The following is a 15,852-nucleotide window of genomic DNA, read 5'->3' on the forward strand; positions in this document are numbered from 1 at the left end:
AAAAAACCGTTTTTATGTTATAATAAGTTTTTGGTTTATTGCCCTCAAACAGGCCTGTTATACAGTTATACCGCTAACGTTTTTTATAATTAATAACAGTTATAAATGACCTTTAACAGCATAACCGCTGCCAAGTTTAGTAAAGAATTCTTATGATAGATCAACACCCTGAAGATTACAGTGCCGACAGTATCAAAGTATTAAAAGGTTTGGATGCTGTTCGCAAACGTCCCGGTATGTACATTGGTGATACTCAGGATGGCACGGGTTTACATCATATGGTATTCGAAGTTCTGGATAATGCCATTGATGAAGCACTGGCCGGATACTGTGATCATATTACCGTAGCAGTTAATGCCGATAACTCCATTACTATTGAAGACAATGGCCGTGGCATTCCTACCGATATGCATCCGGAAGAACATCGTTCAGCAGCTGAAGTAATCATGACCATTCTGCATGCCGGCGGTAAGTTTGATAACAACAGCTATAAAATTTCCGGTGGTCTGCATGGTGTAGGGGTCTCTGTAGTTAATGCACTTTCTGACTGGCTCCGTCTGACCATCTATCGTAATCACAAAGAACATTTTGTAGAATTTCGTCACGGGGATGCAGTTGCTCCGCTGGCTGTTGTCGGCGATACCGACAAACAGGGTACACGTGTTCAGTTTCTGGCCAGTACCGAAACCTTTGGTAATATCGATTATCATTTTGATATTCTGGCCAAACGCATCCGCGAGTTATCTTTCCTGAACAACGGCGTCAGTATTGAGCTCTTTGACAAACGTGATGGCAAACACGAAAACTTCGCATTCAGCGGTGGTGTAGCCGGCTTTGTACAATATATGAACCGGAATAAAACAGCTCTGCACAATAAAGTTTTCTATGCCAATGGTGAAAAAGATGGCATGAGCGTGGAATGTGCCATGCAGTGGAACGACAGTTATCAGGAAAACGTGCAGTGTTTCACCAATAATATTCCGCAACGCGATGGCGGCTCCCATTTAACCGCCCTGCGCCAGGTTATGACCCGAACCATCAACAACTACATTGAAGCCAATGAAGTTGCCAAAAAAGCCAAAGTAGATACTAATGGCGATGATATGCGTGAAGGTTTAACCTGCGTATTGTCTGTTAAACTGCCTGATCCGAAATTTTCTTCACAAACCAAAGACAAACTGGTTTCCAGTGAAATAGGTCCAGTGGTTAATGAAGTGCTTGGTAAAGCCTTGTCTGAATTTCTGGAAGAAAATCCTGCAGAGGCCAAAATCATCACAAGCAAAATTGTTGATGCCGCGCGTGCACGTGAAGCAGCGCGCAAAGCACGCGAAATTACCCGCAGAAAAGGAGTAATGGATGGTCTGGGGCTGCCGGGCAAACTGGCAGACTGTCAGGAAAAAGATCCCGCTTTATCAGAATTGTATCTGGTCGAAGGTGACTCGGCAGGCGGTTCTGCCAAGCAAGGCCGTGATCGTAAATTTCAGGCCATTTTGCCCTTAAAAGGTAAAATCCTGAATGTAGAAAAAGCCCGTTTTGAAAAAATGCTTGCCAGTCAGGAAGTTGGTACTTTAATCACTGCACTGGGTGCCGGTATAGGCAAAGAAGAATTTAACCCGGAAAAATTGCGTTATCACCGCATAATTATCATGACCGATGCGGATGTAGACGGCGCGCATATCCGTACCCTGTTGCTTACCTTCTTCTACCGGCAAATGCCTGAACTGGTTGAACGCGGTTATGTGTATATTGCTCAGCCACCATTGTATAAAGTGGAATATGGCAAAAAAGACAACTACCTGAAAGACGAGTTTGAAAAAGATCAGTTCATGCTCAGTCTGGCATTGAATAATGCTCAATTAATTATTGGCGAAAATACTCTGGAAGGTAATGCTCTGTCCGAAATCGCCAAACAATTGATTCTGGCACAAAGTATGATTGCGCGTGAAAGCCGTATCATTGACAACAATGTACTTAATTCCCTGCTTCTCTGGAATGAGAATCTGGATTTAAGCACTGTAAGCAGTGCAGAAAAAGCTGTGCAAACATTAACCGCACTGGTTAATGACGACAACCTCAAACTGGAACGCATTGGTGCAGATGATGAAGTACAAATGATTAAAATTACTCGTCAGTTGCATGGGAATCATATGGTCAGCTATCTGGATCAAAAATTTGTTGAAAGCCGCGCCTATCAAATTATCCGACAGACAGCGGCCACTTTAAGCGGTATTGCTGACGTACCAATTGAAGTCATTAAAGGTAATATGACCACCACTGTAACCGGCTTTGCCCAGGCACTGGAATTACTGATGAATTTAGCACAGGAAAAAATTAACATTCAGCGTTATAAAGGTCTGGGTGAAATGAATCCCGAACAATTATGGGAAACTACGATGGATCCTTCAGTACGCCGTTTGCTGAAAGTCAGAATCGAAGATGCGATGGCTGCGGATGATGTATTTGTTACCCTGATGGGTGACGAAGTTGAACCTCGTCGTGCATTTATCGAAAACAACGCTCTAAATGCTCAGGTTGATATTTAGTTTTTAAATACCTAAAAAAAAGGATGGCATTGTCTGCCATCCTTTTTTCTATACAAAAATATTCTGCAGTTGATTATCCGAATAATATCAGCCCTTAACACAGATAACCTGACGTAACTGGTGCTTGATTTCCACCAATTCCTGTTGCGCCTGCATTACTGCTTCAATATCTTTATACGCCATAGGAATTTCATCAATAACTTCAGCATCTTTACGGCACTCTACATGAGCCGTAGCCTGCATCTGGTCAGCAACAGTAAATTTCCGTTTAGCTTCACCACGACTCATAACTCTGCCTGCACCGTGGGAACAGGAATGAAAACTTTCTGCATTCCCTCGTCCCTGCACAATATAACTTTTTGTTCCCATAGAACCCGGAATAATTCCCAGTTCACCTTCTCGTGCAGAAACAGCCCCTTTACGCGTAACAAAAACATTCTTACCGAAATGGTGCTCTTTCTGTACATAATTATGGTGACAGTTTACAGTTTGTAAATGCGTGGTAAACGGCACATTGATTACTTTGCGTATAGCAGAGATAGTATTGTGCATCATCACTTCACGATTTAAACGGGCAAATTCCTGTGCCCAGTGCACCGCTTTCAGATAATCATTACAGTATTCGGTTCCTTCTACTAAAAACGCCAGATCATTATTAGGCAAATAGGTATCAATGAAATATTTTTTCATTTCCTTTTTAGCCAGCTCACTGAAATATTTACCTATTGCACGACCAATACCGCGTGAACCACTATGCAGCATTATCCATACGCGATCACACTCATCCAGACAAACTTCAATAAAATGATTACCGCCGCCCAAGGTTCCCAAATGACTATAACTATTCGCTTTTAAAAAACACGGATATTTACTGGTCAGTTTTTCAAATCCGGGCAAAAGCTGCTGCCAGTACTCCTGTACAATCGGTGGCGGATTTTGCCAGCTTCCTTTATCGTACTTTTCTTTATTGAGTGTGGAACCATGCGGTACCGCCTTTTCTATAGCCAGACGTAATGGCATTAAATCTTCCGGCAGATCCTGAGCGGTAAGTGACAACTGTACAGCCATCATTCCACAACCAATATCCACGCCGACAGCAGCCGGAATAATCGCACCAGCAGTCGGAATCACACTCCCGATAGTAGAGCCTTTTCCCAGATGCACATCTGGCATAACCGCAATATGCTTAAAAATAAAAGGTAATTGTGCAGTTTCGAGCAATTGTTTTTTAGCCACATCTTCTACCGGCACACCTTTTGTCCACATTTTTACCGGACGTGTTTTATTTTCTTTTAATACTTCAAATTCTTGCTTTTGCATTTTTAACTTCCATTATTTTTTAACCAATTAATTAGCGGATGTACGCTATTGCGCCTGAATATTAATCAAACCATGCAATAACTGATCCAAACCGCCTACAACCGAAATCTTATCGATTCGTTCAGCAATTCTTTCCAGTGTTTCCATTTCTTTTAAGCGTAAAGCAACCGGATTATTTTCCATTACCCGGGCTGTATTCAGTAAGGAACGGGTAGCAGAAGTTTCTTCCCGCCGGCGGATAACATTCGCCTGTGCAGATTTTTCTGCTTCTACTACTTGTGCCAGAATGGTTTTCATGTCTCCCGGTAAAATAATATCTTTTACGCCAACACTGACCGTTTCGATTCCATAGCCCGTCATATGCATCTGCATATGAGCGTTCACCACTTCGTCGATTAAATTTTTGTTTTCCAGCAATTCATCCAGACTGCGAGTACCAATTGCTTCCCGTAATGCAAACTGTAATTGCCGGTACAATAACTCCATTGGCTGCGCAATTCTGGCAAACGCCTTTAACACATCGGTGTAACACCAGCTGGCTACCAGATTAATACGCAGATTGACTTTATCCCGGGTTAAAATTTCCTGACCGGATATTTCCACTGTCTGCAAACGTGTATCGACAATTTCAACACTGATTTCACGATTAAAACGCCAGTAAGCAGTAATACCTGCATTAAGCAGCTGTTCTACTTTACCATTAACTTTTAATACGCCAACATGATATGCCGGTACCTGTGCAATCAATACACTACTATCGCCAGTTACTTCTTTTTTACGTAATTTTGGCTGTAACAGCTGCTGTACCATTTGCTCAGAAAGCTGAAAATCGTCAGTCAGCTCAATAAGCTGCATATGCTGCTTGCAGTTATTCTGCCAGTACAATCGTTTGGTTCCCGGTGGCAGAATTTCCACTAGTAAATCATCTTCAAAGCGTAAACCGGCCTGATTAGCACCTACCTGCATCTGAATACAGAATTTTGCCATCTGCTGCGGGGCATTTTGTTCAATTGTTGCCGCCAGCAAATCATCAATATGATTATCCTGTAGTTTGAATTTACCCAGAACTAGCTTATGTTTGAATTCACATAAACCAATTACGGATTTAGGCGGAATAATCTGTACAAACTGATTATCAACAAACAGCGTACCAATTTGCTCATCGGTAAAATAATGCAGTTTGATGTGATCGATACCTTCAATTAATCTGCCGGTATTTTTTGCCTGAATAATTTCCATAGCAACTTCATCAGACAACCGGTACCCTTGCTCCAAAGTTACTTTTTTAATTGCCTGTTCTTTATAACTCTTCCAGTACAATGCTTTAGTAGAGGGTTGAATAATCTCTACCAGCATTTGTTCTTCATAACGCAGCACAATCTCATCATCAGCCACATTGACATAATGACAATATTTTTCTACCAGCTGCGGATAAAAATTGAGCAGTTTTTCCGCGATAGCCGGTTCAATCTTAGTATCAGCTAAATCCACCAGATAATGAGTAATGTTGACAAAAGGATTCCAGAAAATATGCCGGCCTGCGGTAACAATAGTATTAATTTCACCGCGTTTGGTGACAACGGCCAGCTCACCTTTTTTCACATTAATTATATTCAACATATTAAATCTCCTTTTTGGCAGCCAGCAAAGAGAAGAGACACAATCAAACGGATTAAGTAACGAAATAACAGGGGAAAAACTGATATCTTTAAACATTCAACTAACTGCTTATGGCTCATCAATTTTTTGCCTGCTATCCGGTTTTTTTACCCGGACAGAATCATTAATCCATTTATTCTGTGCGGTTAACCGGTTTTTTTCGTGCCTTAGCTTTACTGCTTTGCTTATTTCCCTTTACTGGCTGGTATTGCTCAAACAACAAATAATTACAATATGGTTTTTGAAACAGGAGTCGAACCCGTGACAGATTGGTTTGGTACCAATTGCTCTACCTCTGAGCTATTCAAAAATTTTCCGGGGGAAGGAAATGTCTTTCATACCGAGGAATACATGTTGATAATGCGAATAAATCAGTCTTTCGATTAATTTAATTCCATTCGCTATGTACCCTGCTGCCGTAAAAAACAGTATGTATTTCAGACAATATCCTTATTGCAATTACCGTACCAAGTCCGTAAATTTCTAAAATAAAATTATTAAAATATTGTTTTTATTATAAAAATAAATAGATAATTTTATTTTCAATAAATTACTTTTAGTTTTATTTTCGTAATTTTTTATAAAATATTATATAATTTTATTTAATTTTATATAACTAATAATAAATAATGGACAAGAAAAATATCGTATTCAGTTTTTTAGGCAATGTACTTGACCAGCGGGGCAAAGGAAAAAAACGCTGGACACGCTGGCGTCCTACTATTGATATCTGTAATCATCCGGAATGGCCGATCTATCGTCTGGAACTGATTTATCACACTCAGGACAGCAAACTACTCGAAGACATTATTCAGGATATTAAAACCATTGCCCCGGATACACAGGTGAATCCGATTCCGGTTCAGATACAGGATCCATGGGATTTTGAAGAGGTGTATACCTGTTTACTGGATATCGCCAAAAACTATACTTTTAATAATGAACAAGAAAATTATTATCTGAATATTACCACTGGCACCCATGTAATGCAGATCTGCTGGTTCTTACTGGCAGAATCACGCTTTTATCCTGCTAAACTGTTACAACCCTCGCCGCCGGCCAGACCGTCAGCATCGCCGGAAAACCTTGCCGCAGAACCTATAGCAAATCAGCCACTGTGCCCCAGCGGACAAATAAACATCATTGACCTGAATCTGAACCGTTACGATCAGATTCTGACTCGCTTCCAGCAATATGCTAATCAGGCAACAGAACTGCTCAAATCAGGTATAGCGACAAAAAACCGGCATTACAATCAACTAATCAACGAAATAGAACAGGTTGCCAGCCGCTCTCATGCGCCTATTTTGCTATGCGGCCCCACTGGTGCCGGTAAATCTTTTCTTGCCCGGCAAATTTACCGGCTTAAACTGAACCAGCATCAGATTACCGGACAATTCGTAGAAATTAACTGCGCTACCCTGAGTAGCGATAATGCCATGTCTACACTGTTCGGGCACATCAAAGGTGCATATACCAGTGCCAGTCTAAGCAGAAACGGCTTACTCAGACAGGCGGATAACGGTGTTTTGTTTCTGGATGAAATCGGAGAACTGGGGCTGGATGAACAGGCTATTCTCTTAAAGGCGATTGAGGAAAAACAATTTTATCCGCTAGGTGCAGACAAACTGGTATCCAGTAACTTTCAACTAATTGCCGGAACCAACAAAGATTTAAAACAGGCAATTATCCGCGGTACTTTTAGAGAGGATTTATACGCACGTATCAATTTATGGAGTTACCAGCTACCGGGACTTGCCGAACGTAAAGAAGATATCGAACCGAATATTGATTTTGAGCTGGCACGATTTGCGCAGGAGTACGGTACCATGCCGCGTTTTAATCAGCAATCCAGAGACCGTTATATTCAGTTTGCCACATCGGCTATGGCAACATGGCCGGGTAATTTCCGTGAGCTCACTGCTTCCATTACCCGTATGGCTACTTTATCTACACAAGGAAACATCACTCTGGAACAAGTTGAAAATGAAATCCGGCGTTTACAGATACACTGGCAGCAGGTAACTCTTTCTGATGCGCTGATACCGGCTGAAATTGATGAATTTGACCGGTATCAGCTGGAAAAAGTCATTGAAGTATGCCGGAAAAGCCGAACTTTATCCGAAGCTGGCCGGTATTTGTTTGCTGTGTCCAGAGCACAAAAACAGCGCGCCAATGATGCAGACAGACTGAAAAAATATCTGGCCAAATTTGATTTAAGCTGGGAGCAGATAAAAGACAGCACCAGTAAAGGCAATTAACGCTATCTCCTGCCTGTGGTCATTATTTCTTATTTAAGTTTCAGCGGCTATTATACGAAATAAAATACACAAAAATACATTATTTATTTATCATATTAAGCAGACGGGTTCGTGTTTGTATTAATATATCTATTTGCTGTTCAATCTTTTCTAACGTCAGATTAATATTTTTCAGGTAAATTTCACAAGGCTCAAATTTACTGTTTTGCTCATGCCAGCAAGGCAGTATTTGCCGGATAATTTTTAACGAAAAACCGGCATTATTGAGCTGCTGAATCAATTTTACTCTTTCTACATCTGCCTGCTGGTATTCACGGTATCCGGATTGTGTACGGGCAGGTGTCAGCAATTTTTCCTGTTCATAATAGCGCAGCATTCTGGGACTGATTGCACTTTTTCTGGCTAATTCACTGATTTTCATTTTTACTCTGTTGACTTTAACACTACTGTGAAACTTTATCATTATTCGCACAACCCACAAACTGAAAGAAAGAAAATGATTAAGTTAACCATGTTAGTAAAACGCCTGCCCGATATTACTTATGAAGAATTTGACCAATACTGGATTGAGCATCATGCTCCGCTAGTGGCTTCTGTGCAAAATGTTTTAAATATTACCCGCTATGTACAAACCATTCCGCACCGTTATCCCGGGCTGGATAAAATAATACAAAACGGGCGTCAGTCTCAGAATTTTGTTTTTGACGGTATGGCTGAAATATGGTGGCAGAATCTGGAAAGCATGCAGAAAAACCGGTCTTCACCAGAAGCTGTAAAGGCATTAAACGCATTAATGGAAGATGAAAAGCGCTTTGTTAATCACACACAATCAGTTGTCTGGTATGCAACAGAACGCCTGATTATTAGCAACACTAATTATCAGACAATGCCATTGCGCTGAAGCAGAACGCCAGGCAAAAAACTTGCCTGCCGGCGAAACAGCAGGCAGGCAAATAACAAAACTAGATGCATTTACGTATGAATTCCGGTATTGCGTTAACACACCATGCGCTGCAATAATTTTTTAAAATCTTCTCCTACCAGAGGATGTTTCATACCATAGGCCACTGTTGCTTCCAGATAACCAAGCTTATCACCGCAATCATAACGTCTGCCGGCAAAAGCATACGCAATCATTTTCTGTTCAGTCAGCAACCGTGCAATAGCATCAGTCAGCTGAATTTCTCCACCAGCACCCAACGGTAAATTAGTCAGAAAATCAAAAATTCGTGCAGACAAAATATAGCGCCCAACCACACCCAGATGTGAGGGTGCTTCATCCGGATGGGGTTTTTCGACAATACTCTTTACAAAATCAAAATCATTCTGATGATTAATCTCGACAATACCGTAAGCACCCGTCTGCAGCGGATCAACATTTTCTACACCAATGACATTACAACCCGTATGGTAATACGCATTCATCATCTGGCTCAACGCACCTGGTTGTGCATCAATCAAGTCATCTGCCAGCACCACAGCAAAGGCTTCTTTACCCACTGCTGCCCGGCTGCATAAAACCGCATGCCCCAACCCCAGTGCGGCCGGCTGGCGAATATACAGACAAGTCACATTGGGCGGCAGAATATCCTGCACAAAATCAAGCAATTTATTCTGATTGCGGTAAGCCAGCTCTGTTTCCAGTTCATAAGCCTTATCAAAATGATCTTCAATACAGCGCTTATTCCTGCCGGTAATAAATACCAGTTCAGTACAGCCGGCTGCAACAGCCTCTTCTACCGCATACTGAATCAGTGGTTTATCCACTATCGGCAACATTTCTTTCGGGCTGGCTTTAGTAGCCGGTAAAAACCGTGTCCCCATACCGGCCACCGGAAAAACACACTTACGGATTGGTTCTGCTTTCATCTGAGTTTACTCTTTAATTCCCAGCATAATCATCAATGCAGCCTGATCCAGTATAGTAACACCAAGTGCTTCAGCTTTGGACAGTTTACTGCCTGCTTCTGACCCAGCCACCACAAAATCAGTTTTTTTCGATACACTGCCGCTCACTTTACCACCGGCTTCTTCAATATGCTGCTGTGCCACATCACGTGACCAGTCTGGTAAAGTACCGGTTAACACAAAAGTTTTACCGGCTACAGCTTCATTAACCGATGACGTCTTTTCCTCCGTCTCTCCGCTAAGCAGCTGCTCACGTAACTCAATCGTCTTTTGCAGTAATTCATGATTTTCAGGCTGGCTGCACCATTGCTGCCAGCTTTCCGGCAAGGCTTTATCAGTTAACAGTTGTGACCAGTCCTTACCCGCCAGTTGCCACAGCTTCTGTGCCCGCGCTTCCGTTAAACCGGCACCGGGTAAACGAGCCAGTATCCGCTCAGGAGTAAAGTATTTACCCAGTTGTGTGCGACGTGTTTCTGTCTGCGGTTGCACACCGGCATCAAGTAATTCCTGCAATTGACTGGTCTGATCTTCCTGACTGAAAAAATAGGCTACCGAATGTGCTACCACCTTACCGATATCCGGCAAACAGGCCAGTAACGGCTCAGTAGCCTGAGTAAGCGTAGCCAAATCACCGAAAGCCTGTGCCAGCTGTTTTGCTGTACGCTCACCAACATGAAAAATACCCAAAGCATAAATTAAATTAGCCAGAGGACGCTGCCGGCTGGCCTGAATACCGGCCAGAATATTTTCAGCCCATCTGGATGGCTGCTGTTTGCCTGCTTTATCAGTTGCAGATAATTCCAGTTCATTTGTCACCGACTCTGCTGAGCTTTCCCCTGCTTCCTGTTTAGCCTGCTGTTTCATTGCCAGCAAATCGGCCAATTGCAAATGATAAACATCAGCAAAATGACGGACTCTGCCCTGTGTTACTAACTGTTCAATCTGCCGGTCACCGAGATTTTCAATATCCATGGCGCGACGTGAAGCAAAGTGAATTAGCGACTGCACCCGCTGAGCATGACACAGCATTCCGCCACTGCAACGTGCCACTGCTTCGCCCTCTTCACGGACAATTTCATGACCGCAAACCGGACAATTTTCTGGCATACGGAACGGCGGATATTTCGGTACTGCTTCAGGCGGAGTAAGCAAATCTGCCGTCGGTTTTTCCACCATCGGACGCTGTGCCAGCACCACAGATACAATTTCAGGAATAACATCTCCGGCACGGCGCACAATAACCGTGTCACCCTCACGTACATCCTTGCGCTGTGCTTCACCTTCATTATGCAAAGTTGCATTGGTAACTGTAACACCACCTACAAATACCGGCGTCAGCCGTGCTACTGGTGTTACTGCACCGGTACGTCCTACCTGTACATCAATAGCCTCTACCGTAGTCAGCATTTCCTCTGCCGGAAATTTTTGGGCAATAGCAAAACGCGGAGCACGGGCTACATAGCCAAGCTGCTCCTGCTGAGCCAGATTATCCACCTTAATGACTACACCATCGATGCCAAACGGCAAATCCGCACGTATCTGAAAAATATGCTCATAAAAAGCCAGCACCTTCCCGATATCAGCCTGATAGCACAAATTATCCTGTGGCGGTACAGTCAGCCCCAAACGAGCCAGCAATGCCAGTTCTTCGCTGTGGCTGTTTACCGCAAAACGCTCATCCAGTCTGGCAATTCCGTAGGCATAGAAATGCAAGCGCCGGCGTGCCGTTATTTTCGGATCCAGCTGGCGTAAACTGCCAGCCGCTGCATTACGCGGATTGGCAAAAGTTTTCTGATTTTCTGCCTGCTGATGTGCATTAAGCCGGTCAAAATCGGCTTTAAGCATCAGCACTTCACCGCGTACCTCCAGCACATCCGGTACCTGATCACCCAGCAAACGCAATGGAATATTAACAATAGTGCGCGCATTCTGAGTAACATCCTCGCCGGTATATCCGTCACCGCGCGTAGATGCCTGTACCAGCAAACCGTCACGATATAACAAACTGATTGCCAGACCGTCAAACTTTGGTTCAACAATATATTCAGGCTCAGCACCAAGACCATCACGTACCCGTTTATCAAAAGCGTACATCTCACTATGGTCGAACTGATTATTATCATTCAGTGGTGAAAATGCATTGTTCAGCGACAGCATCGGAATCTGGTGCACCACAGCAGCAAATTTTTGCTGTGCCTGCCCGCCTACTCGGATACTCGGGCTGTCCGGCTGCCGCCATTGCGGATATTGCTCTTCCAGAGCCTGCAACTGGCGGAATAACCGGTCATATTCCGCATCCGGCACAGTAGGTGCATCCAGATCATAATACTCATGCGCATAACGATTGAGCAGAGCGGTTAAATCAATAATTTGCTGTTCGCTTACTGAATCCATTACAGCTATCCTTCAGGAAAAGGAAAAAGAAATGGCAAACCCCGTTCTGCGGCTTGCCATCTCTTTATAAAATTAAAATATTCAGGCAATATCAGGAAAACAGTCTTTTGGCCAGTTCACTTCCGGGCTCCAGATCAACCTGCTTCATTTCCTTTTGCCGGTCAACTACATAGCGGCGCACCTCACGCAACCACTCTGTGGATAACTCTTCCACTTTATCATTAACCAGATCCAGACCCAGCTGACTGGATAATTTCACAGCCATATCCATAAACTGATCAAAACATTTCTCGCCGTTTGGTATATGTACTATATCAAACAACATACTGAATCCGCGATAATTTTGATTTGCTAACAAAGTAGAGGTAAAAGGTGTGTTATCCAGCGTAACAATATTAAACAAAGGCTCGCCATCAGTATCAGCATAAAAAAATGCACCATCATGCCCCAGCTCAAAGCCCTGTTTCTCAACCGCAGAACGCAGCTCCGTTCCGCTGACATTCGTACGTGATACCAGATGAATCGCAATTGTCTGGTCAACCCTTGCGCACAAATCATCCAGTGGACGCGCCACATCCAGAAAAGTATTAATATCCGTTAACAGCAGCTGACCATCCATCTGCTCGGCGAAACGATTGGCCTGTTCGCCAAAATGCGCCAGCTCTTCATGAGTAAGCAGACCACTGCGGCTGATTGCCTGCAGACCAACCACAAAACCCTGATAATAAACACTGGGAATCGGTTCAGCTATCTGGTAACGGTCATCCATCGTACAGCCCACCAGCCGGAAACGGGAACGGCTGCTCAATCGCGGCATTGCATGTAATTCTTTCGGCTGATACAACGCAATATAGGCCAGATAATCAAAACGTACATCAAACCACGGTAGCGGTTGTTTAGACATATCCCGCACATCCAGCAAAGCTTTACGCCCCTTTACCGGAACCGTGCGTGATAATGGCACCATATCAATATGTGCTGCTGAATTTTCCGGTGCTGCAGCGTTATCGGGAGCAGAAGATGCCGCTTGCGCAGCAGACACATTCTCTTCTTCAGAAACTGTGTCATCAATAACTTTTTCATCAGTGGCCGATGTCTCAGATTGTTCGGCGGATGAATCATCAGTTTTATTTACTTCCTCAGCCGGCGGCACAGTTTTAGTATTCATTACAGACTGTGCCTCCGCACCATCCCGTACTGAATTTACCTGACTGTCCAGTAAAGCATCTTTATTGGCATGCCCGAACTGTTCGCGCAATTGTTTGCGGTATTGGCTTTCCTGATAAATATTATAGGCCAGTACCAACAGAATAATCGCAGCACCTATCACCAGCACAATCATTACAGAATCACTCATTACATTCCTACCAGACAATTTGCGAAAACCGCAACTTAATTAACAGTTGAATGGAATTATAACTAAAAATACCCCTGCCGGCAGCCATAAACTACAAAAGCCACTGATATTCTGTCATAATCGGTAAACCATTACTGTACAGCATATCCCATTCAAAAAAATGCCCCGGATCCGACTTTCGCCCCGGTGCCACATGCTGATGGCCGGTAATCGCCTGAATCGGATAATGCGCACACAGCATCTGCAATAACGCATACAACTGCGTATACTGAGATGGCGTAAATGGTTCGAAATCACAGCCTTCAAGCTCAATTCCGACCGAAAACGCATTACAGCCATCCCTGCTGTTAAAACGTGATATTCCGGCATGAAAAGCTGCGTCATCACAGGAAACAAACTGAATTATCGTTCCGTCCCGTTCCAGCAGAAAATGGCTGGATACCCGCAATCCGGTTAATGAACGCATAAAATCATCAGGTTCAGCAGCATCAATCTGATTAGTGAACAAACGCTGTACTGCCTGCTGCCCGTATTCAAACGGCGGTAAAGAAATATTATGCAATACCACCAGCGATACCTCAGTCTGTGCCGGACGCCGGCTGAAATTCGGTGACGGTACATGAGTACATTGCTGTAACCAGCCATCTTTCCATACCGGCTTTTGTTCGCCCTGCATCCTCTTCGCCCTTGTAATAAAAGTGTTTACCTTAATACAGCTCTTATCCGGCGTCTACTTTTTGTGAAGAATCAGACAGAAATCCAAGATAAGCAATCGTTTCCTGTCTGTATTCTGAAAAAAGAAAAAAACGACCTGATTAAACACACAGAATTTCAAAACCATACTTGTGCAACCAGAAAATAACTAATTTTTCCAACAAATAAACAGCTACATAGATAAGAGAACACAGAAAACACTTGCCAAGCCGGCATATATCTGGTTTAATTCGCACTCTTCCCCGATGGCCAGATAGCTCAGTCGGTAGAGCAACGGACTGAAAATCCGTGTGTCGGCAGTTCGATCCTGCCTCTGGCCACCATTAATAACCGCTGAATGCGGTTATTTTTTTGCCTGCATAAAATAAAATTCAATTTATTTCACCTTAAATAAATCTTATAAATATTCAATTCCGGTATTGATTTTCTAATTACGCAACACTATCCGAACCAATTTTATTAATAAATTTGTGATATAATAATTAAAAATTATTAAATATTTGTTAATTATTAATTAAAAAATAACAAATAAAACAAACATCAACAGAGAAAACAACTATGGGACAGGCATACTGGGCAGCCCGTGAGGGAGACGTGCTTTTACATACTTCATTGCTGGCTGATATTGCAGGCGCTGCTGTTGAAATAGCCTGTTATGCAGCTATAGCAACTGCATGCGTTGCCGCTGCAGCAGTAGCAATAGGCATGTTTACCGCAACCGGTGGCGCAGCAGCATTGGCATTAGGTGCAGTACTAGGAACTGCCAGTACATCAGCCTGTGTTGTAGGAACCATTGTATCCGTTGGTGTTTCAATAGCATTAGAAAAGTATATTTCACAGGCCGCAGACTGGGTCAGCAGCTTATTTCCCCCGTCCGAAGATGGCAGGATTAAAACCGGTTCTCACAATACTCGTACCAATAGCTTACCTTCCGCCCGTGCAGCAGGCATAGTAAAAAAAGCAGAAACCACACAGGCACCGCAACAGCCTGAAGGTTTTATCAATATAGCCGGCAACATACTGCAGGGCGCAGGACAGGCGGCCAGTCAATTTATCAGACCTACCGTTGCTTCTCCGGATCCGAGTACAACTGAACCCAGAGATTACGATAAAATCACCTGTAAAAAACACCCGTCTTCTTTCTCCGATATCGGCATGCCAGGTTCGCCGGCACTGGGTGTTCTGGAGCTTGGATTCAGCGTTGTCAGTGCCGCAATAGGAACCATCACCGGCGCGGCCGAATATATGGCTGAAGGCTCCAAAAAAGTCTACATCAACGGCCAGCCGGCAGTACGCAGCAATGACCGCAGTACCTGCGAAGCCAAAGTAACTGATGACTACAAAGGTGGTATCAAAGTTTCCAACAACGTGCGCATCGGCGGTGAATCTGTTGTTGTCCGTGAAATTAAAAGCGGCAAACACCCCATTGCCCTGGTAGCCACTATTGCGACATTAGTGTTATCCCCTGGAAAATTTTTCACAAAACTAGGTCGTTTTGCAGAGTGTGCTGTTAAAGCAGCAGCTATTAGCCTTGGCGTTTCAAAAGCTATAGAACCCTTCAGAGGTAATCCGGTTCATCTGCCAACCGGTGCCAAACTCCTGTTCGGCCCCGAAGATCTCGACTTCTCCCTGCCGGCTCACCTGCCCTTCGAATGGCAGCGTTTCTACAGCAGCACCGACACCCGCACCCACAACA

11 protein-coding genes and 2 tRNA genes are annotated in these 15,852 nt (G+C 43.6%); 5 read left to right on the plus strand and 8 right to left on the minus strand.

Going from position 1 to position 15,852, the window contains the following annotated elements; genetic code table 11:
• Positions 1–152 precede the first annotated feature (152 nt).
• Complete coding sequence (gyrB, locus tag GYY70_RS10395) at positions 153–2,543, plus strand: DNA topoisomerase (ATP-hydrolyzing) subunit B (protein ID WP_100124993.1); 2,391 nt, start codon at positions 153–155, stop codon at positions 2,541–2,543.
• 87 nt (positions 2,544–2,630) lie between these two features.
• Here gyrB and GYY70_RS10400 read toward each other — a convergent pair whose 3' ends face one another.
• From GYY70_RS10400 to GYY70_RS10410, 3 genes are all read right to left on the minus strand, one after another.
• A complete protein-coding gene (locus GYY70_RS10400; protein WP_174832314.1) occupies positions 2,631–3,863 on the minus strand; it encodes an RtcB family protein in 1,233 nt (410 codons plus the stop codon).
• Between the two features lie 45 nt (positions 3,864–3,908).
• Positions 3,909–5,483 (minus strand): slipin family protein, encoded by a 1,575-nt coding sequence (locus GYY70_RS12165; RefSeq protein ID WP_238791936.1) that lies wholly within the window; start codon positions 5,481–5,483, stop codon positions 3,909–3,911.
• A 274-nt stretch (positions 5,484–5,757) separates the two neighbouring features.
• A tRNA-Trp gene (locus tag GYY70_RS10410) sits at positions 5,758–5,832 on the minus strand.
• Positions 5,833–6,151: 319 nt separating this feature from the next.
• Here GYY70_RS10410 and rtcR point away from each other — a divergent pair.
• On the plus strand, positions 6,152–7,783 hold the full coding sequence (gene rtcR, locus GYY70_RS10415; protein ID WP_174832315.1) for an RNA repair transcriptional activator RtcR: 1,632 nt from the start codon (positions 6,152–6,154) through the stop codon (positions 7,781–7,783).
• Between the two features lie 79 nt (positions 7,784–7,862).
• Here rtcR and GYY70_RS10420 read toward each other — a convergent pair whose 3' ends face one another.
• The gene (locus GYY70_RS10420) at positions 7,863–8,204 is read right to left on the minus strand and encodes a MerR family transcriptional regulator (RefSeq protein WP_025331549.1); all 342 of its coding nucleotides are present in this window, start codon (positions 8,202–8,204) and stop codon (positions 7,863–7,865) included.
• Positions 8,205–8,279: 75 nt separating this feature from the next.
• Between GYY70_RS10420 and GYY70_RS10425 the strand changes: the two genes are divergently transcribed.
• Positions 8,280–8,684, plus strand: coding sequence for an EthD domain-containing protein (locus tag GYY70_RS10425; protein ID WP_174832316.1), 405 nt, complete (start codon positions 8,280–8,282; stop codon positions 8,682–8,684).
• A gap of 95 nt (positions 8,685–8,779) precedes the next feature.
• Here GYY70_RS10425 and galU read toward each other — a convergent pair whose 3' ends face one another.
• The 4 genes from galU to ampD all read right to left on the minus strand — a co-directional run bounded on the left by galU (position 8,780) and on the right by ampD (position 14,118).
• On the minus strand, positions 8,780–9,652 hold the full coding sequence (gene galU, locus GYY70_RS10430; protein WP_100115475.1) for a UTP--glucose-1-phosphate uridylyltransferase GalU: 873 nt from the start codon (positions 9,650–9,652) through the stop codon (positions 8,780–8,782).
• Between the two features lie 6 nt (positions 9,653–9,658).
• A complete protein-coding gene (gene ligA / locus GYY70_RS10435; protein ID WP_174832317.1) occupies positions 9,659–12,085 on the minus strand; it encodes an NAD-dependent DNA ligase LigA in 2,427 nt (808 codons plus the stop codon).
• Positions 12,086–12,176: 91 nt separating this feature from the next.
• Positions 12,177–13,427, minus strand: a complete 1,251-nt coding sequence (locus GYY70_RS10440; RefSeq protein ID WP_174832326.1) for a cell division protein ZipA C-terminal FtsZ-binding domain-containing protein — start codon at positions 13,425–13,427, stop codon at positions 12,177–12,179.
• Positions 13,428–13,533: 106 nt separating this feature from the next.
• Positions 13,534–14,118 carry a 1,6-anhydro-N-acetylmuramyl-L-alanine amidase AmpD gene (ampD, locus tag GYY70_RS10445; protein ID WP_174832318.1) on the minus strand — a complete coding sequence of 195 codons (585 nt, stop codon included), beginning with the start codon at positions 14,116–14,118 and terminating at the stop codon, positions 13,534–13,536.
• A gap of 285 nt (positions 14,119–14,403) precedes the next feature.
• Here ampD and GYY70_RS10450 point away from each other — a divergent pair.
• Both GYY70_RS10450 and GYY70_RS10455 read left to right on the plus strand, forming a co-directional pair.
• Positions 14,404–14,479, plus strand: a tRNA-Phe gene (locus GYY70_RS10450).
• Between the two features lie 235 nt (positions 14,480–14,714).
• A partial coding sequence (locus GYY70_RS10455; RefSeq protein WP_202984469.1) for a DUF6531 domain-containing protein occupies positions 14,715–15,852 on the plus strand: 1,138 nt, incomplete at its 3' end.

Origin of the sequence: Snodgrassella sp. ESL0324, from assembly GCF_013344955.1 — a bacterium.
Taxonomy (GTDB): Bacteria; Pseudomonadota; Gammaproteobacteria; order Burkholderiales; family Neisseriaceae; genus Snodgrassella; species Snodgrassella alvi.